Source organism: Sulfitobacter sp. OXR-159 (genome assembly GCF_034377145.1).
Lineage (GTDB): Bacteria > Pseudomonadota > Alphaproteobacteria > Rhodobacterales > Rhodobacteraceae > Sulfitobacter.
Genome location: NZ_CP139709.1, coordinates 40,327 through 59,563, shown reverse-complemented (window position 1 = coordinate 59,563; position 19,237 = coordinate 40,327). Strand labels below are relative to the sequence as shown.

Sequence of the window (19,237 nt, the reverse complement as noted above, 5' to 3'; positions counted from 1 at the left end):
GATGCGTGTGGGTGTGGTTCGAACGCAAGTGCCCTTTGTCACGGGGGGTGCAGAACGCCATGCCGCTGGCTTGGTTAACGCGCTGCGCCAATATGGCCATGAAGCATGCGAGATCACCTTGCCATTCAAGTGGTATCCGGTCGAGACACTCACAGACAGCATCCTATCCGCAAAACTGACGGATCTATCGCAAGCGGAAGGCGTCCCTATCGATATGATGATCGGGCTTAAATTCCCGGCTTATCTCGCGCGGCATCCCAATCCGGTTTTTTGGCTTATCCATCAACACCGTCAGGCCTACGACATGTGGGATGCAGGCACTTCTGATTTGTTGGACGTGCCAGAAGGGATGATGGCGCGTGACATGATTCGGGCCGAAGACCGCGCTACTTTTGCACGCAGTAAGCGGCCAATCTATGCGAACTCTCAAAATGTCGCCGGGCGGCTAAAGAAGTACCTCGGACTGCAATCCACGCCACTTTATCATCCGCCACCAATCGCAGATCGGCTGACCCAAGGGGACTTTGGAGATTACCTCTTCGCGCCAGGACGGTTGAACCCCTCCAAGCGGGTCGACCTCATGCTGCGCGCATTGGCCAAAGCGCCCAGATCTCTTCGTCTGGTCATTGCAGGGGTGCCTGAGAACCCTGCCTATCTCGATGAACTTCGTGGTTTGGCAACTGCTTTAGGTGTGTCTGGGCGCGTCGATTGGTTGGGAGGCATCGATAATGACACGATGGTTCGTTACTATGCGCAAGCCCGCGCTATTGTCTTTACGCCCCAAGATGAAGATCTCGGCTACATTACGTTAGAGGCAATGCTTGCTGGCAAACCGGTCATCACAACCACCGATGCAGGTGGACCCTTGGAGTTCGTCTCGGACCAGCGCGAGGGTTTGATTGCCTCACCGGATGCAGAGGCTCTCTCCCAAGCCTTCGGCGCCCTTTACGAAGATAAAGGCTTGGCTGAAACATTGGGTCAAGCTGGCCTAAAACGCTATCAAGATATGAACATCTCTTGGGAGCATGTGGTGGAAACGCTGACCGGTGAAACAGCGAAGCCCGCCCCCGGCCCTGCACAGATTGAAGCTCTAGAAGAAAAAGCCGCAGCAACACCGGCAGAGGAAGCTGTCGCCCGGGTTCAAGCTGCGGTGGCCCCTCCCCCAGCTCCGCATTTGCCCTTCAACTCAATCACGGATGTTTTGAGCGCCTATGCGTTCGATACCATGCCCGCTAAAGACGGGGCTGGTCCGGCCCCAGTGGAGCCTGGTCTGGCACAATATCTGGGCACGCATTGGACGCGCTACCTGACCACATTGCATCATGTCATCGATTGCGCTCCCCAGAGCATACTCGACGTAGGGGTTTTCCCGCCTTTGGCATTTGAAGCCATGGTAGCCAATGCTCTGCCGGAGGCCAAGATGAGCGGGATCTGGGAGGGCCCCAATCCCTATGCGCAGTCGGTTAAAAGTCTCAACCCCGCTTATCCTGATTTTGATATCGAACTGCGCCCTGCCAATATCGAACGCGATATCATGCCCTATGAAGACGCTGAGTTTGACATGGTGCTGGGGATGGAAATCTTTGAGCACCTTGCTCTCGATCCGCACTTCTTTTTGTCTCAAGCGGCGCGTGTGTTGCGGCCCGGAGGGCATATCATTCTGACCACGCCCAACGTTGGCAGTCACCGTGGCGTCCAAAAGATGCTCGATGGTCGATCGCCCTATAGCTTTGGTCTATTCGTCCCCACGGGCGGCGTTTATGGCCGTCACAACCGTGAATACACACCTCGAGAGGTTGAGGCACTCGCCCACGGCGCCGGATTTGAAACCCACTATTTGGGCACCGCTGATGTTTATGAGGACTACGTTGATCCCGCGACTGCGGCGTTAATGATTGCGCGGGAGGACGACCTGAGTTTGAGGGGCGAGACAATTGTGTTTGTGGGGCGCAAAGTAGGCGCTCCCACATCCCCCCCTGCTGGTCTTTACCACGGAGACCCTGCGCGTCTATCGGGCAAACTGCGGCTGTCGAAGGATGAGGCCGCTACTGGGCTTACACAAATTACGGCTCAGAACACATCTTCTGCATGGTGGCCCGCCTCAGGCGCTCACGCAACAGCGCTTTTGGCCGAATGGATCAACGAGAAAGGCTATTTGGTGCATACCAATGTCATTCTCCCCTTAGGCGAAGCCGTGGCCCCAGGAGGAGAAACGACATTCAACCTCCGTCGCAATCCCCCTGAAGCGGGGACGGCAAAAGGCATGCTGCGGCTACAGCTTTTCCAAACGGGCGTGGGCGCGTTCACTGGCACAGGCAGGGCCAATATGCAGATGTTACCCTGTAGTGAAGCGGACTTCTTGGCTTTGGCAAAGCAGGCTTTGTAATGGCCCCGACACAGTCCCGTCCCACCATTCATTGGATCAGCCCTCTCCCTCCGGCCGAAACCGATATTGCCCATTACACGGCCCGGATCCTACCGGCTCTCAGTAGCCATGCTGAGGTTATCCTTTGGACAGATGCAGATACATGGGATTTGGATCTAGAGCGCTATTGTACGGTCAAAAGCTTTAATCCAGACACTGTTCTGCCGCGTGACTTCACGGCGGCCAGAAGTGGAGATGGACTTGAAGTTCTCTTTCTAAATATCGGAAATTCTTGGGTTTTCCACGCAGGCATTCTTCGCATGGCACAGCGTATACCCTCCGTCGTGGTTCTTCATGATTTGGCCATACAAGAGCTGATGATCGAAGCCGTTAAGGGTGGTGAATGGAGAGCTTCTGCCTACTTAGCCGGCATGGAAAAATGGCATGGTTCTTCCGGCGTGGCTGCCGGTCGCGCTTGCATGAACAGAAGCGAGCAAGGCTCTGTTATTTCAAAAGAAATTCCTGGCTTTGAGTTGGTTCTTGAAAAAGCTCTCGGCGTGGTGACCCACACCAAAATCGCGCAGGAAGCCGTACAACATCGGCTGCCGCACCTCCCTTGCCAAATGCTGCCTCTTCCATTTGAGGTCGGCCCCAAACCATCGGAAATGCGAACCTCAACTGGCCCCTTGCGGCTTCTACAGTTTGGATGGATTGGTCCGAACAGACGATTGGAGCAAGTCCTGGATGCTTTGGCGGAGATGCCGACGGACTTCGACTATCGGCTTGACGTCATGGGCAAGCTTTGGAACCCTGATCTCATCTATAATAAAATTGATCAACTCAACCTGAGTGATCGGGTACATCTACATGGGTTTGTGCCAGAACCTGTTCTGGAAGATGCTCTGCGGCAAACACATTTGGCACTCAATCTACGTCATCCCAGCATGGGTGAAGCTTCAGGCAGCCAATTGCGAATCTGGAATGCAGGAACGTCCGCCGCAGTGACCCGTGAGGGCTGGTATGCGGAACTACCCGAAGAGGTGGTCTATTTTATTGATCAAGAAAGCGAATCCGTTCAGCTGCAAGAACTGTTTGCGAAACTTAATGCGGATCGCAAATCTGCGGGCGCGTCCGGCGCTGCAGGCCGCGCTTATTTTGAGACCCATCACGCGCCCGATACTTATGCTCAGGGAATCGTTCGCTTCATCCAAGAGGTTACTTTAACTGGGAGCCAGGAACTGGCGTTGCGTTTAAGAGTGAATGAGCCACATGCTCAAGCGCTGCATCCAAAGCTGCAAAGCCGCTTGGAGATGCTCTCAATGGCGCGGTCTAAACCCTAGCCTTCTCTACTGCTCAAATGCCGGTGCCCAATCGGGATGGCAAGGCATTGGAAGCTTTGCTCCACCCAAGCCTAGCTAAGAAATGAAGATGTAGCATATCTGCGAGTTGGCGCTGTGACAGGCCGTTTGCTTTATGCAATGCTTTTAGCCAGCCTCCAACACCGTGCGATTGTCCATGTCCGGCAAGATAGCCGAAGAAAACTTATCAGTGTCATACTGCGCATCTTCCTATTCGCAGCAAAGACCCCTTTGGTTCGGGCCGAGTCACGTTTATTTCACGCTACAGGCTGGAATTTCCGAGGTATTTTCCGGTAGGCTCCTACAGTTCCACGACACATAATGCCAAATGGAAGGAGCTGGTATACTTTTTACTGGACATAAAGCTTGCTCGATGGCTGCCAATTTGCTAGGTCTGCCTTTGTGATCGATCCGCGATCCGGCCAAGCTGCCGTTCTCGGAAGGCTAAAGCCGAGAGATCGCTAGTGAAGATCATCATGCAAGCTTATTAAGCAGGAAAGCAAACAACATGGCAACTTCTACGCAAATCAATGCGATTACAGCCCTTTATGTAGGGTATTTTGATCGCGCTCCCGATCCCGCAGGCCTTCAGTTCTGGATTGACCAGATTGACGAAGGCCGTGAGTTCAACACAATCGCAGCTGATTTCGCCGCTTCGCCTGAAGCTGTGGCTCTGTACCCCTACCTGACAACACCAGATGTTTCCTCGCCTGCAGCGTTCATTACAAGCATCTACGCGAACCTGTTCGGTCGCGCCCCCGAAACAGAAGGCCTGGAATTCTGGACTGGCGTTCTGGAGGATGGTAGCGTTTCTGTCGCCGACATGATCGAAGAGATCATCATGGGCGCACGCGACGACGCAGATGCCGGCACATTCGACAAAACAGTTCTGGACAACAAAGTCGAAGTTGGTTTGGATTTTGCCCTCGACGTAGGCAATATTCCTGAATTTGAATTTGACGCCGCAGCCAAAGCCGCAGCCATTGCCGCCGTTAACGGCGTAACAAGCGACGAAGCAACTGTAGAGGCTGCAAAGGCCGCAACAGATGCATTCGTAGCCGAGGGCACCGCTGGTGAAACCTTCACGCTCACTACCGATACCAATGCGGGCTTGGACTTCACTGGTAACGACGAAGACAACACATTTAACGCAGCGCTCGCACCAGCCATCGACGGCCTGGTTGGGGCTCAAACCCTTCAGGGCTCCGATGTCCTTGATGGTGGCGCTGGTGTTGATACACTGAATGCTGAGTTGAACGGTACAGGCGCGACCCAGAACCCAACGATCAGCAATGTCGAAGTTTACAACCTGACGTCTTTCTCTGGCCCACTTGGCTTGGGCGGCGGTATGCTCGATCTCGACCGTGCAACCGGGTATCAGCAGATCTGGAACCGCAATTCGCGCCAAGACCTTACACTCGAGAATGTAGGTGAAGCTACAACTCTCGGCCTCGACAACGTTCGTGATGGCTCCGAGTACGAAGTCAACTACGATAACATCGCTGTCGCAGAGCAAACCGTCGTTTCCATGACGTCTGGTCGTCCAGACGATGCCGTGACACTCGACATCGATGGCGTGGCCGGTGCGATCGAAACCATGAACCTCATGGTGTCGGAAGACAACTATCTCGTTCTTGAAAACGACGCGGATGGCATCCTGAACCTGAACATCTCAGGCGACGGCGTCTTGGCGCTCGAAGGTGGAAACAACTTCGCCAACCTCCAGACGTTGGACACGCTCGACTATGAAGGTAACGTGACACTCGACGTGAGCGGCAGCGGCGATCTCACCAGCGTGGAAACAGCGGGTGGTGATGACACCGTTGTTGTTTCTGAAGCTGCTGTGAATGGTGGCCTATCGGTCGACATGGGTGAAGGCGCAGACATTCTCAACATCAATGATGTAAGTGACGATGCTGACCTGAACGCTATCGACTTCACTGGCGGCGTGACAGGTGTCGAGAACGTTGCTTTTGACGACGCAATCGAACTTGGCGCTGATGCGACATTGAACTTGGATGGCGTATCTGAAGATCTGGAAGCTGTTTGGTTCTTCGATGGCTTCGACGCAGATGGCAACGGTCTGACTGTGGCAAACACCCCAGTTTCCGATCTGACCATCAAAGCCATTTCGGGCACTGCTGATGATGCTGATTTCGACATGGATGGTGGGTTGCTGACAGTTGATGGTGTTGCGAACCTGACCATCGATGCGGCAGACGATGCTGATGTCGATGGCGGCCTTAACGGTGATGTGCTCGAGACACTTGTGGTCAATGCAGGTGACGATCTTGACCTGGATCTCTCGGGCGGCCTTGATGCTCTGGTTTCGATCGAAGCAAATGCGACCAACACATCCACGTCCACTGGTGGCGACTCTGATGCCAATGTCAACCTCGACGCATCTGCTGGCGCTTTGGGTGACGCGACCGAATTTGACGCGCTGAAAAACGTCAACGTGAATGCTGCATCCAGTGCGACTCTGAGCATGACAGGTCGGGCGGGTATTGCTGCAGTCGCAGGCATCCAAGCTACGCAGTCCTTTGAGATTGATGTAACCGGTACTTCCGTCGGTTATCCGAACACGCAATCCGCTGGCGATGTCGCATTTAACAGCTCCGGCATTCCCGGTGGCGTGATTGTGACTGACTATTCGACGACTGTTCCTTTCCTGGGCGCAAACAGCGGCTTCCACGACTCCGGCGCGGCTTCCGACATTGCTGATGACCTTGACGCATTGGCAGAACTGGAAGCATCGAACAGCTCCAATGTGGTAAACGTCACTTGGGCCAATGCAGGTGTCGTCGATCCCCTCGCGTATTTCGGAACGGCTTCGAGCGCGTCGACCGGCACATTGGACGGCGTGACCCCGGGGACCTTCACTCAGGGCGCTGATGCGATCGCTCAGGTAGATGGCGAAGGTTTCGAAGCTGTTGAAACTGTTTCCGTCAACGCTGAGGACGGCGATGCTGATGTCGATCTGACGGATGTCTATGGCGCGTTCACACTCGACGTTACCGCAACCGATAACGCCGACGTGGACCTGCTCAACACCAACGTTACTTCGGCAGTCGTTGCTGCGGGAACAGACGCGGGTGATACAGCAACGATCACTCTCGGCGGCGACACCGTCGGGAATGCTCAGCTGGTAGACCTCATCGTTTCGGGTGACGAAGCCGATGTGACCCTCGCGGGGAACCTCGACAGCTTCACAACTCTGAACGTTGCTGAAGTTGCTTCGGATGTTGTTGTAGATGCCTCTGGTGCAATCTTTGACCTCGCCGCAGGTGAGTTCGTTGAGTACCAAATCGGTGCAACCACTGATGAAGATGATACGACCGTAGATGTCGACTTCACCGGCAACGCAGATGCCCGCGAAGTTTACAACTTCGTTGGTGACGAAATCGCCGAAGTCGAAATCAACAACTTCGACGTCAGCGCTGACATCACCGATCCAGGTGATCGTCTTGACCTGACAGGCTTCGCCGGAAGCGCTGGTGAACTGGTATTCTCGATCAACGCAGATGATGACATCGTTGTTGAAGATCTTGCAGGCGGTCTGGGTGACTTCGGTGGTTCCATCACCATCGTGGGTACCTATGACGCAACCGATGCAGCAAACTTCGCATCGTTCAACGTCATCTATGGCTAATCCACGCCGGATTTAAGCTGTTAAAACCTTATGCGGGGGGGCTTCGGCCCCCCCGTTTTCCATTTAAGGAGGCCTTAAGTGTTTAAATCGCATGTTCCGTTGAAGTTCGCCGATCACGCCAACCTGCGTGTATTCGAAACAAATGACTACAGTTTCGCAAAAGGAGAAACACTCGCGCCGATCGTATTTGATGAGATGGCTGACATTGCACGGGAATACCCGATTGTCTTTCCCAAGAACGAGGGCACTCTTCCCGGCGCCCTTCTCGGGTTGGAGCCGGGTGAGAACGCCTACATCAATGATGAGGGACGTTGGCTTGCAACCTATATTCCTGCTCATATTCGGCGCTATCCTTTCATGTTGGGCAAAGCTGGACAGCAAGAAGAGGGCAAACAGAACTTCGTGGTTGTATTGGACCCCGATGCTCCACATTTCAAAGACCCTAGTGGCCATCAAGTTTTCGCGTCCGATGGTAAGCTCACACCGCATATGGAAAATAGATTTGCCCTTTTGCAGGCCATGCAGAAGCGGATCCCACGCACAATTGAGCTGGTCCAAATACTCGAGAACTCAGGGATTTTGATTGAGCGTACAGTCACGATCAAAAAGGCAGATCAATCGAAAGAGATCACTGGGTTTCGCGTGGTAGACGAGCAAGCATTAAACGAACTTCCTGACGACACCTTCCTAGAACTGCGTCGAAAGGGCGTTGTGCCTTTGATCTACGCACATCTTCTGTCGTGGGCCAACTTCCGTCAGGGTGCTATCGCTGGTAAATATCCCGACCTGATGACGAAAGCAGGAAGAGGAAATGTTCCTTTCCACTTTGAGAATGACACTATTGATTTCTCCAAGTTCACCTGAAATCACAACTCACACGAACATTCACTGAATGAGGACTGATATGACTGAAGCGACACTGACAGGAAAAACGATCACAATTGATGGCGTGGCACATGAATTGTCTAATTTGTCTGAAAACGCCCGGGCTCAGGTCACCAACCTGCGGGTGACAGATGCTGAGATTGAACGCATTAAAGCTCAAATGGCGATCTATCAAACGGCACGTATGACCTATGCTAAAGCTTTAAAAAACGAGCTCGGAAAAGCCGAAGCACACTGAGCGTATCATCGGCTAGATTCTTAAGAGAAGCTCATCAGTCTGCCTGTATTCTTGCAGGCAGACTAGAAGACTTGGAGCAGAATATTACCATGCTATGCGGATAGAAATGCGTTGAGGCTGCGTAGCTTGCCAGATGTTTCCCCCAAGTCGCCAGAGTTTGGAGTGATGAAAAATCTATCGAAGATTTAGGCAGTGGACGCATAGCTCCAAGGGTTGAAGCGATTATAGACTGTTGTCGGTGGGCCGTATTCGCTGGGTCGGTCGGCCCGAGGAATGCCGGTCCGCAGAACGTAAAAAATGCCGTTGATCACGAGGGCGGTCACCCACCAGCTTTTTGCCGCGCGTTCTGTTAGGCAAGACAAATTTGATGATTTCCAATTCCAGTTCGCTCATCTCTGATCGCGCCACTTTCATCCTCCGCCCGTTGTTTGAGCTGTTGCCTGGACAAAGGCCTTGTCCACCACGCGCTTAAAGGTAGCGTTGGCTCAAGGGTTGGCAACCTCTGTCCGCCAAGCGTCAAACTGAGCATTCAGATCGTCCATGTCGCGGAACGTGCGGGCCAGAAAAACGTCTTGCCGAATATTGCGGAACGGGGCTCGACCTTGGTCTTATATGGCCGACAGGCGCGTGGCACTGCGGCATAATGGTTTAGCAGGGCCACCAGAGCAACGTTGTAGGTTACTACCCCGACCTCCTCCTGCCGATCACGGCAGCCTTCATCCGGTCATAGAGGATTTTTTCAGGCACGTCGCCCATGTCCAAGAAAAACGCGATATGGCAACGCAGGATCGCTTGCAAATTCTGCTTGGCAACGAACTGGCCCCAGAGCAGTGGATGTGCCCGAGCAGCATTGGATCGGGAACTACTGAAGGCGATCTAGACATCCAGACACGTAGGGAGTGTATAAATGGCTGAACGCCAAAAGATCGATATTGATTGCGTATTCCGGAGTATCCGCCCACTCATTCCGACAACATGCGCCCACCTATTCCGGGGTATCCGCCCACTTGTGACGCGTTGCCGTGAGGCAGTGGGTTGAGGTTATCAGGTTTGAGGGTTTTCGTCATCCATTTTGGTGACGCTTTTCCGCATAGACGGCCCCTTGAGTTCGAGGCGGTAAGCGTTGTGAACGATGCGGTCGAGGATGGCATCAGCGAAGGTTGGTTCGCCAATGACGTCATGCCAAGCCTTGATGGGTAATTGGCTGGTTATCATCGTTGAGCCGCGACCGTAGCGCTCTTCCACGATCTCCATGAGATCCCGGCGTTGCGTGGCGGTCAGTCGGTCTGGCCCCCAGTCATCGAGGATGAGCAGCTGTGCTTTGGTGATGCTGCGGAACAGGCGGGGGAAGCGCCCGTCGCCATGGGCCAGTTCGAGTTCTTCGAAGAGACGCGGCATTCGCTTGTAGGCCACAGTGACACCGTCGCGACAGGCTGTTTGCGCCAGTGCGCAGCCGAGCCAAGTTTTGCCGACACCACAGGGCCCGGTAATGATCAGATTGCGCTTGTCGGTGATCCATCTACCGGTGAGCAGACTCTGGAACAGCGTCTTGTCGAGACCACGGCGCGCGCGGTAATCGACATCTTCTGGGCAGGCGCCCACATGGCGCAGCCTGGCCGAGCGCATCCGAGCTTCAAACCGCTTGGTCTCACGGCTGGCGACCTCACGGTCAACGAGCAAGCCAAGCCATTCAGCGTGGCTGAAGTCGGCTGCGGCATCCTGCGCTTGCAGCTCGGCAAATGCTTCGGCCATACCGTCCAGCCGCAGGGCCTTCAGATGATCGAGGGTTGGGTGATCAAGCATTGTGTTCCTTTCAATGGAAATAATCGGCGCCACGGATGTTGGGGTGGGTGATTGCAGGCTCCTCCGTGGCGCGGGTGCGGGGCTTGCTCTCCAGCCCATTCTTGAGAATGGATTGGAGTGACGAGTAAGAACGGGCGTTGATCTCGAGCGCGCGGCGGCACGCCGCATCGAGGCGGGCGGCACCGAACTTGTCGGCCAGCCGAATGACACCCAGACAGCTCCGGTAGCCCTGTTCGGGGTGCTTGCGTTCGCGCATCACAACCTCTGCGAAGGTGGCGACATTCGGCCCGACGCGAGCGGCCCGTGCGATAATACGCTGCGGCGTCCAGTCCTCGCGGAACTTGTGGTGCGCTGGCATGTGCTCGCGCTGTGTAGAATGTCTGCCGTTTCCAGAAGTGCGCACATGGGAAGCAACACGCTGTCCAACATGGAAGACTTCGACCGTGCGGGCGGTGATGCGAGCCCACAGCTCTTTCTTCAGCAACTGATAGGGCACGGAATAGTAATGCTTGTCGATTGCGACGTGGTAATCCAGCCCCGCTCGGCACTTCTTCCATTCGGCATAGACATATGGAGCCGTCGGGAGCGGCTTCAGGGCGGGCTTATCCAACTGCTCAAACAACTGCTTGCGGCTGGCCCCAAGATGCCGAGAGACCTTGTCGTTGAGCTGGTCAAGCAACGGGCGAATGGCAGCGTTCACATCCCCGAGGCTGAAGAACTGCCGATTGCGCAACCGCGCCAGAATCCAGCGCTCGACCAGCAAGACCGCCCCTTCGACCTTTGCCTTGTCCTTTGGTTTATGCGGCCGCGCGGGCACAACGGCTGTGTCGTAATGGGTGGCGAGATCCGCATAGGTTCGGTTGATCACAGGGTCGTAAAAGCACGCTTTGGTGACCCCGGCCTTCAGGTTGTCGGACACGACCTGCGCCGTCACACCCCCAAGGAAGCCAAAGGCACGCACATGGCTCGAGATCCAATCCGGCAGCGATTGCGTCCAGGTCGCCTCTGCAAAGGTATAGCTTGAGGCCCCAAGCGTCGCGACGAACAGCTGTGCCGCGCGCACTTCCCCGGTCTGAGGATCAATCACGTCGATGGTGTGCCCCGCGTAATCGACGAACAGCCGCTCGCCCGCCGGGTGACGCTGTCGCATCACCGGCGACAGCTTGCCTTCCCACCGCGTGTAAAGTTCGCAAAATCGGGAGTAGCCGTATCCCTCGGGGTGGTCGGAGCGATGTTCCTCCCACAAAAGTGACAGCGTTACGCCCTTCCGACGCAACTCGCGGTGAATATACGACCAGTCAGGCTGCGTCTCGATCCGTTGGGTGTTCTGGTGAGCTCGGTGAAAGAGGCATCGCTCAAGGTCCGTATCAGACATCTCTGCTGGCAGCGGCCAGCCCAGACCCAACTCAGTAGCGCGATCAAGGTAGCCCCGAAGGGTTGTTCGCCCAATCGCCAGACTCGCTGCGATCTGGCGGGTTGATAGGCCCTCGGCTGACAGCCGCAAAACATCTCGTATCTTCCGCATCGGCAATCTCTTCATCGGGCTTCCTTCATGCCAAAAGGACGAAAGGTAGCCGGTTACAGATTGCCTCGCAGCAGCACGTCACAGGGGTGGGCGGATACCCCGGAATCGGTGGGCGGATAAAATCGGAACGGGTGGGCGCATCAAATCGGAATCGGTGGGCGGATCACCCCGGAATACGCATATTGATGGTAGTTCCGATGATATCAATAAGCTGTCCAATGAAGTTATGAGCCAGCTCGGTACATTCAGGCGGCAGATGCTGAGGTTTAGCGACTTGATCAGCAGGAGGTATTCGCTCAGACAGCACGGAATTCTTATGCGCGCGCTTTGCAGGCGGAACTTGCGAAGGTCGAGCCGCAGCAATAAAGAGGTAGCGTAAACCTTGTTGCCTGGTTTACCTGCTGGGAGACCTCTGCTGGAAACGGTGGAGGTCTTTTGCTTTAGGAGCCTACTGCGAATTGGGCTGACGTGGTAAGGGCGGTTTCTAGCTTGCCTCTTGGATTCATACTGAGCCGCTAGTAGCTTTCAAGCAGAACCCTCCTCAAAACACCAGAGGCTGCGCTGTATAGCTTGACGCTTAAACGGAATGAACCATCCTACAAGTAGAGTAGTAAGAAAGGTGCTATCAAAGGCATGGAATGCCATAAGACTGCCTATTGGCGGTCACTGAGAACTAAGCATCAGGGGGCATGCGTCCTACGCCGTGCTTTGGGAAAGCATCCCAAATCACATATATGCGTGCGGAAACAGACCTTTAAGCTTTTTGAGAATCCCCGAAAAGCATTTCATAGGCTTCCGGCTCATAATAGCTCAACAGAACTTTCATAAAAGCCTTTGGCTCTTGCTCAAGGGCTTTCGCCCAATCACGGTACCGTGCGCTCGGAATCTTGCCGCGGCCGGTTTCAAGCTGAGAGATGAAGGTATAGTAATCGAGGTCAAGCATATCCGCGAGTTGACGCTGCGATAAGCCCTGGGCCTCGCGTAGCGTTCTCAGCCAGACTCCCAATTCAGCACGCGTGTCCTTGTCGCGCGAGACCGCAGGGGTTATCTTGTCGTGTGCCATACAAAGCTTTCTGTTCACGGCGAAGCCCCGCTTCTATAGGAGCTCAGCCAAGTTTGCTGCAGTTAAAGTAAGCGCTGCTTGTACCTGCTTTTATCCATAACATCATATGAGAGAAGGTGGTATACTTTTTACTAGACATAAAGCTTGCTCGATGACGGACTAAAGCATTTTGCGTTTAATCTGAGGCATATCCAACAACTTTCATGAAGTTCCAACATTCTTCGGGTTCGAAGAGTCCACAGATGTCAGCGAGCGCCTCGAATAGGGCGTCGAAGGCCCTAGCCCCGATCCGTCGGAGGTGTGCCTTGAGTTGGAGAATGCCAACTCGATTGGATTGAGGTCGGGACAGCAAGCGGGCAGGAACAAGAAGCAACAGCCTCGCCGTTGCAAAGCTTCAGCGGCACGGGGGCTTTTGTGCGTAGAGAGGCTCCCTTGCGACTTTGCAGGTCGCAGTTCTCTACCTCCTCAAAGTCTCTAATCTTTTTGTAAAGCCCTCAGCACGCGATCCAATGCCTGTCCCTGTTTGGAATATTTGGCGGGCCCGTCTTTCACTAAGTTGTAATAGGCGGTGACATCATACAGTTGCACAGGCAGCTGCAAATCGCGGGCCGTTAACTGCCCGGTGGCGGCGAGGACTGCATAGGCTGCAATATATAGGTTCGCTCGAGCGGAGGCGCGTGTCGACTCTGCATCCAACAGCACCTGCTCGGCGTCCAATACATCCACTGTGGTCCGAGCACCCAAATCAGCTTCTTCTCGTACGCCTTCAAATGCGGCGCGGGCCGCGCGGATCTGCCGATCCGAGGATTCAAGTTGAGCGCGGGCTGAGGTTAAAGATGCATAAGCATTCCCTACCTCTTGGGCAACTTCGCGACTTACGACGTGCAGGTTGGCACGTTGTGCGTCTTCCTGTGCCTTGGCTCGCCTTACCGCAGAGGAAAGAGCGCCGCCGCCTTGATATATTGTTTGACCCGCTTGAACGCCAACACTACCACTGCGGTTGTAGCGCTTACTGTCGAATGTCTCAGACAGACCATAGCTGCCCTGAAGTGTTACCCGGGGCGACATCGCAGCTTCATTTGAGCTGACCGCCAGCCGAGCAGCTGCGACTTGGTGTTGAGCGGCTAGAACAGATGGGTGCGTACGGACAGCAAGTGCTTTAGCGCCTTCTAGATTGCCGCCCACGTTTGGCAGTCTGGACGGGGTCGAAAGGTTACTTGGCTTGCGACCAACGACATTCTGATACTCCTCAACAGCGCGCAACAAAGCTCCCTGGGCCCCGGCAAGTCCACTGCGGGCCTCCGCAAGCTGAGCTTCTGCCAAGGCGACATCCGTGTTGGTCACTTCCCCCACGTCAAACCGATCTCGTGCCGCCCGCAGCTCTTGGGTCAAAAGGCGCAAGTTATTGTTGCGCAGTGCGACCACGTCGGAGGCCTCAACGACCCCTAAATAGGCGGCAACGGTACGCAAAAGAACGCGTTGCTCTAGGTCCAGAAGTGTCTGTCGGGTGGCGAGTACGGTCTCTTTTGTGGCCTCAATCCGATACTGGCTCGCACCGAAGTCGTAGAGCAAAAGCTCACCAATCAGGTTAATTGATGCTGTGAGGCTTTCCGTAGATTGAGATGATACACGGCTGGAGGCTCGGGTAGAGCCAAAGTTTTGTGTTAGCCCCCCGGCCCAACGCAATACAGGCTTTAATGCGGCCTGCGCACTGGCGACATCTTCGTCTGCCGCACGCAGCAACGCTCGGTTTTGGTCCAAAAGCCCCGAATGCTCGTAGGCTCCGACTAAAGCGTCAGCCAAAGTCTCTGTCAAAGCCGGCCGCGGCAAAAGCAAAGCGAGTGTGAGCGGCAAGGCAACACCTGCGCGCAAAGACTTTTTGAACCGGAATAGTATCACTTTTAACCTTGCCTCTTATCTATGCGCTATGAACGTGCCTGCTCGTCCCCACAATTGATCAAAGAGCTAACGGTGCGCGGTCAGGCCAACGCTCTTCCTATGCGCGATGCGACACAGAAAATTAGCTTCAATATGATGCGGGTGATATTCTGAGCAGTTTGTCATACTGAAAGAGAGTTTACCAACCGATAACTGCGCCCACCCGTCTCTAGGGACGATTTCCCGGCAAAATTGCCTCGATGTCATCGGCAACATCATCCCATGTGCGCAAAGTCGTCTCGCTGATTTTCTGTTCTAGAGCACGTCGATGTTCAGGATCAGCGATCAGTCTGTGACAGGCCTTGTAGATACTATCGATCGAATGGGCATCACAATATTCCACCATATCCACACCGACCTCGGGCATAGAGGAATTCCGCGCAACCACTGCTGTTTTGCCAAATGACAAGCTTTCGCCAATGGGCAGCCCCCAACCTTCGTAGAAGCTGACGGTTGCTGTAAAAAGGCAGTTCTCATACAGAAACCCAAGTTCAGTATCACTGGGGCGCTCTGCAAACTGCACCCAGCCTCCTAAGTTGCCCGTGGCTGACATTAAGTCTTTGAAATCACCGTTGTACCATCCGGGCTTACCCGCAAAGACCAGCTTGGGCACATTGAGGCCTGGGTCTTGAGTTAAGCGCTGCCAAGCCTGTCCCAGAGACCAAATATTCTTGCGCGACTCCATCGTACCGACGACCAGTACATATGGTGTTTTGGTGAGGTTCACCGTTGATTGCTTCAGGCCACGCAAACTGCTGAGATGGGACTCAAACGGTCTAGAGGGATCGATTGCCCGGTGGTGTCTCGAATCTGGTGGAAATTCTCCGGCGGCGTTCTCCGAGCATGGGGATTTGGGCCTGATCAAGCCGCGAGGTCAAGGCTGATTGGAGCGATGGGCTGAGCCAAGGTTTCCCAACCGTCCACTTTCCGCATCTGGATCTGGCCCGATGCCATCAGCGCCCAAAGGAGCATCGGCACGGTTTCGGCGCAGGGCAGCACGGTCTGGGTCTTGATGCGGCGGCGGAACTCCTCGTTCAGGCGCTCAATGGCGTTTGTCGTCCGGGCCGATTTCCACTGCGATGGGTCCAGCCGCGTGAAGGTGAATAGCCGGTCACCGGCCTCTTCCAGGCTGTCCGCCACCGCGCGGCACTTCAGCCGCCATTTGCGCAGGAACGCCTTACGACGTTTGTCGATTTCGCCCGCATCGTCAGCATAGATCATGTCGCGGTAATCCTCGGTCAACTCGTCCTGCATGCGTTTCGGGGCGTGGCCGAGAAGATTGCGGTGCTTGTGAACGGTGCAGCGCTGGATCGGCAGGTCCTCGCCCCAGAGCGCGACGAGGGCGGCCTCAAGCCCTGGCGCGCCGTCGACAATGACAAATTCCGGTCGCTTCAGGCCACGCGCATCGAGATCGCCGAGAAACTCGGCCCAGGCAGCCTTGCTTTCACCGCCCATATTCATGATCGAAAGCAGCACCTTCTGCCCGTCCCGGCGTATGCCAATGGCCGCCAGCACCGAGATGTTCGTGGCGCGTCTGCCGATGCGTGTCTTGATCACCGTGCCGTCGAGGATCAGCCGGACGATGTCCTCATTGGCCAGATCGCGCGCGACCCAGGCGTCCCAGTCGACCTTCACCTTGCGCCAGGCCCGGCTGACCACGTCCTTGCTTACCGCGCCCTGAAACAGTCCATACAGTGCCCGCTTCACCCGTCGTGTGTTGGTGCCGGCCAGATAGACCGAAGCGATGAGGGCTTCAGCCTTCTTGGTCAGCCGCTGGTAGCGCGGCAGCGCCTTCGAGCGCCATTCCGTGGTCTTGCCAGCCTCATCGACGGCGCGGGCGCGCGGCACACTTATCGTCTCGGTCCCAAATGTGCCGATCAGCTGACGCTCCCGGTGGCCGTGCCGGTAGCCCGTGAGTTTGCCGGGGCGGCGATCATAACGGCAGCGCCCCAGAAACGCCTCCAGCTCCTCTTCGAAAACCGCCTCGATCGTAGCGCGGATATTCTCCCGCAAGCGATCCTCGATCGGATCATGGCCCGCTTCATTGGACAGTAGCGAAAGCGCGGCAGTGTCGGTATCGTTCTTCATGGCGTGATCTCCCTGGCGGTTGCTGCCGCCGGTTGGGTGGGTTCAAGTCACCCGGAGATTACGCCACCTTCGAATTTCCACCACCTTCGCGACACGACCGATTGCCCGATTGGAATGCACCACATCAAACTTTTGCGCCAAAGGCACCACGTCGATCGGGCAGTGTTGAGCGATCTCCTCCATAAAGCGCTGCAAATCGCGCGCCGTATTCTGTGAGTTCGCAAGAAACCGGTCACAATATCCCATGGAAGACCGCAGCCAGTGATAGAACTCCCCCGAAAAGTCTCCCGCGATATGCTCTGGCGTGATGATCGGAATCAAATCGTGTACAAGTTGATAAATTTTGAGCCCGCAATCATCTTTCAACCGCTGAAGCGCCGGTTGCAGCCCATCAATACCCCATGTCGCTCCCAAAATAACCAGCTGGTCTCCAGGTTGGGCCGTTTCATTCACTTTGCTACGCTGTACCTCTATAGCCCTCTTGCCCATCTCAGAAGGAACCTCACGCGCTTTAAACGCTTCCCATTCCGCAATGCTCGAGCCTAGTTTGGCAAAGTGGCGTTCATTCCCACGGGCCGCCTGATAAGAGCAGACCTTGTGGTGGAACCAGTATTTTAAAGGATTGTTGCGATAACGCATCAACGTAGGCGCCGCATCGCGCACAGGACGCGCCTTTTTGCCAAAGAATACAGCGCTCAAGTCATCTGCAGAAAACTCGTCCATATCTTGGACGAAATCGGAGGCTAAAGCGACATACTCTCGGCGCCCCCGATCCCAGTAGCTTAGCCTCACGTTTTCTGGGCCTAGCCGCGCAACCATCCGACGAATGACCTCAAAAGAAACCCGCTGGATGCCTGATACAGAAGTTTCCTTCTCCACGTAGATAAGAATATCGGTCACGTCGAAATAGTACATAGGTATGCTCTCACTGGCTCTGGCGCGCATAGCACAAGACAGGTAGTGCTCCGCTTTAGTGCTGTTCATTGACGAAGATTTCAGTGTTTCTCAACCCCGGAGACGATGGTAAAAAAACTTATGAGCCCAATATACTATGACCTTTCAGAACAGTTCCTCTCTTCTGGCATAAAATTCCGATATTATGGAATCGCGCGCACGGTCATGGAAGTGGGCTATGAACTTGCCTGCTCGTCAGCTGATGTGCGTTTTGTCATATTTTCCCCTGCTCATGATCGGTTTTTTGAGGTCACGCCGCGTATCGGGGCGCAATCCCCGACAGGAGCCTGTGATCCAAATATCTCCCATGAAGCCAAACCCTTGCGCTTGCGCTATAGCTTCTCTCATCCCCACCCGGTACGGGACGCGCTCTACCCCTTCTTCCGCACCATCGTAAAACGCATCTGCCTTAAGAAGTGGAACCGCGCTGTTCCTCTAGGCAGCCTGCTTGAGGTGGACTTATCGGGCCAAATTCTTGTTTCGATAGGGCGGCCAAAGATGATGGGTGATTATCTGGTAGCAATGGATCGCCAGAATATACGCCCACGGTTTTTCCCGCTGGTCCACGACATGATCCCCCTGCACGAGTTCGCGCACCCGCGACAAAGCATGTTTGCGCGCAACTTCGCGCATGATAATGGCATTGTCATCCGTCACGCCGAAAAGGTGATGACCAACTCCGTCTTCACCAAATCCGAAATCGAGAAGTTTTCCGCGTCGGGACACCTCCCTGCACTACCACCCGTGGTGCCGGTGCTTTTGCCGCATGAGCTGCGAGAAACAAACGAAGCTGTAGAAATCGACACCCCCGAGACCCCCTACCTTTTGGGGGTGGGCGTAATGACAGGTCGCAAGAACCTCGAATGTATTTTGCAGGCCATGCTTCACTTGCACGACACTGGACGCCCGGTACCCAATTTCGTGCTCGCCGGTGCCCATAGAAAACGAACTGACACATACCTCGAGCGCCCCGAGCTCGCCCCGATCAGAGACAAAGTCCAGGTCATACTCGACCCAAACCAAGCCAGCTTGCGAATGCTTTACAAGAACGCCCTGGCTTTGGTGATCCCCAGCCACATGGAAGGCTTTGGGTTGCCTCTCGGCGAGGCACTATGGTTGGGAACGCCGGGGCTTGCCGCAGACGTGCCCGCTTTGCGAGAAGTCGGAGGGGATCTCGCCGAATATTTTGATCCCACAGATCCCACTGCATTGGCCGCTTTGATCGACAAAATGCACAGCGATCCCGCCGCCCATACAGCGTTAAAAAAGAAGATACAGAGCAAACACGCTTCACTTCGCACTTGGAAAGATGTCGCAGCAGAAGTCATTGCCACGGTATCCGCGCCCTCTACTGGGGCATAAGGTCAC

At 55.0% G+C, this 19,237-nt stretch carries 14 protein-coding genes and 1 pseudogene; 6 read left to right on the top strand and 9 right to left on the bottom strand.

Annotated features, from left to right (window positions below):
- The first annotated feature begins 1 nt into the window (after position 1).
- The 5 genes from T8A63_RS19310 (at position 2) to T8A63_RS19290 (ending at position 8,498) form a co-directional block, all read left to right on the top strand.
- Positions 2 to 2,386, top strand: coding sequence for a glycosyltransferase (locus T8A63_RS19310; RefSeq protein WP_322346332.1), 2,385 nt, complete (start codon positions 2 to 4; stop codon positions 2,384 to 2,386).
- Positions 2,386 to 3,705, top strand: a complete 1,320-nt coding sequence (locus tag T8A63_RS19305) for a glycosyltransferase (protein WP_322346330.1) — start codon at positions 2,386 to 2,388, stop codon at positions 3,703 to 3,705. Before T8A63_RS19310 ends, T8A63_RS19305 begins: the two co-directional genes overlap by 1 nt.
- A 526-nt stretch (positions 3,706 to 4,231) precedes the next feature.
- Entirely contained in the window at positions 4,232 to 7,375 is a 3,144-nt protein-coding gene (locus T8A63_RS19300; protein ID WP_322346327.1) for a DUF4214 domain-containing protein, read from the top strand.
- A gap of 78 nt (positions 7,376 to 7,453) precedes the next feature.
- The gene (locus tag T8A63_RS19295; protein ID WP_322346325.1) at positions 7,454 to 8,239 is read left to right on the top strand and encodes a SapC family protein; all 786 of its coding nucleotides are present in this window, start codon (positions 7,454 to 7,456) and stop codon (positions 8,237 to 8,239) included.
- Positions 8,240 to 8,279: 40 nt separating this feature from the next.
- Positions 8,280 to 8,498 (top strand): DUF6447 family protein, encoded by a 219-nt coding sequence (locus tag T8A63_RS19290; protein ID WP_322346323.1) that lies wholly within the window; start codon positions 8,280 to 8,282, stop codon positions 8,496 to 8,498.
- Positions 8,499 to 8,701: 203 nt separating this feature from the next.
- Here T8A63_RS19290 and T8A63_RS19285 read toward each other — a convergent pair.
- From T8A63_RS19285 to T8A63_RS19245, 9 genes and pseudogenes are all read right to left on the bottom strand, one after another.
- Positions 8,702 to 8,809: pseudogene (locus T8A63_RS19285) on the bottom strand (transposase); the annotation flags it as partial.
- 733 nt (positions 8,810 to 9,542) lie between these two features.
- Positions 9,543 to 10,301 (bottom strand): IS21-like element helper ATPase IstB, encoded by a 759-nt coding sequence (gene istB, locus T8A63_RS19280; protein ID WP_067261980.1) that lies wholly within the window; start codon positions 10,299 to 10,301, stop codon positions 9,543 to 9,545.
- Between the two features lie 10 nt (positions 10,302 to 10,311).
- Positions 10,312 to 11,841, bottom strand: coding sequence for an IS21 family transposase (gene istA / locus T8A63_RS19275; RefSeq protein ID WP_322346320.1), 1,530 nt, complete (start codon positions 11,839 to 11,841; stop codon positions 10,312 to 10,314).
- A gap of 739 nt (positions 11,842 to 12,580) precedes the next feature.
- Positions 12,581 to 12,889 (bottom strand): helix-turn-helix transcriptional regulator, encoded by a 309-nt coding sequence (locus T8A63_RS19270; protein WP_322346318.1) that lies wholly within the window; start codon positions 12,887 to 12,889, stop codon positions 12,581 to 12,583.
- Between the two features lie 201 nt (positions 12,890 to 13,090).
- Entirely contained in the window at positions 13,091 to 13,279 is a 189-nt protein-coding gene (locus T8A63_RS19265) for a hypothetical protein (RefSeq protein ID WP_416153259.1), read from the bottom strand.
- Between the two features lie 84 nt (positions 13,280 to 13,363).
- Complete coding sequence (locus T8A63_RS19260; RefSeq protein WP_322346317.1) at positions 13,364 to 14,743, bottom strand: TolC family outer membrane protein; 1,380 nt, start codon at positions 14,741 to 14,743, stop codon at positions 13,364 to 13,366.
- 253 nt (positions 14,744 to 14,996) lie between these two features.
- Positions 14,997 to 15,554, bottom strand: a complete 558-nt coding sequence (locus tag T8A63_RS19255; protein ID WP_322346314.1) for a glycosyltransferase — start codon at positions 15,552 to 15,554, stop codon at positions 14,997 to 14,999.
- 134 nt (positions 15,555 to 15,688) lie between these two features.
- A complete protein-coding gene (locus T8A63_RS19250; RefSeq protein WP_322345894.1) occupies positions 15,689 to 16,915 on the bottom strand; it encodes an IS256 family transposase in 1,227 nt (408 codons plus the stop codon).
- 42 nt (positions 16,916 to 16,957) lie between these two features.
- The gene (locus T8A63_RS19245; protein ID WP_322346313.1) at positions 16,958 to 17,830 is read right to left on the bottom strand and encodes a hypothetical protein; all 873 of its coding nucleotides are present in this window, start codon (positions 17,828 to 17,830) and stop codon (positions 16,958 to 16,960) included.
- A gap of 105 nt (positions 17,831 to 17,935) precedes the next feature.
- Between T8A63_RS19245 and T8A63_RS19240 the strand changes: the two genes are divergently transcribed.
- Positions 17,936 to 19,231, top strand: a complete 1,296-nt coding sequence (locus tag T8A63_RS19240) for a glycosyltransferase (protein ID WP_322346311.1) — start codon at positions 17,936 to 17,938, stop codon at positions 19,229 to 19,231.
- The last annotated feature ends 6 nt before the right edge of the window (positions 19,232 to 19,237 follow it).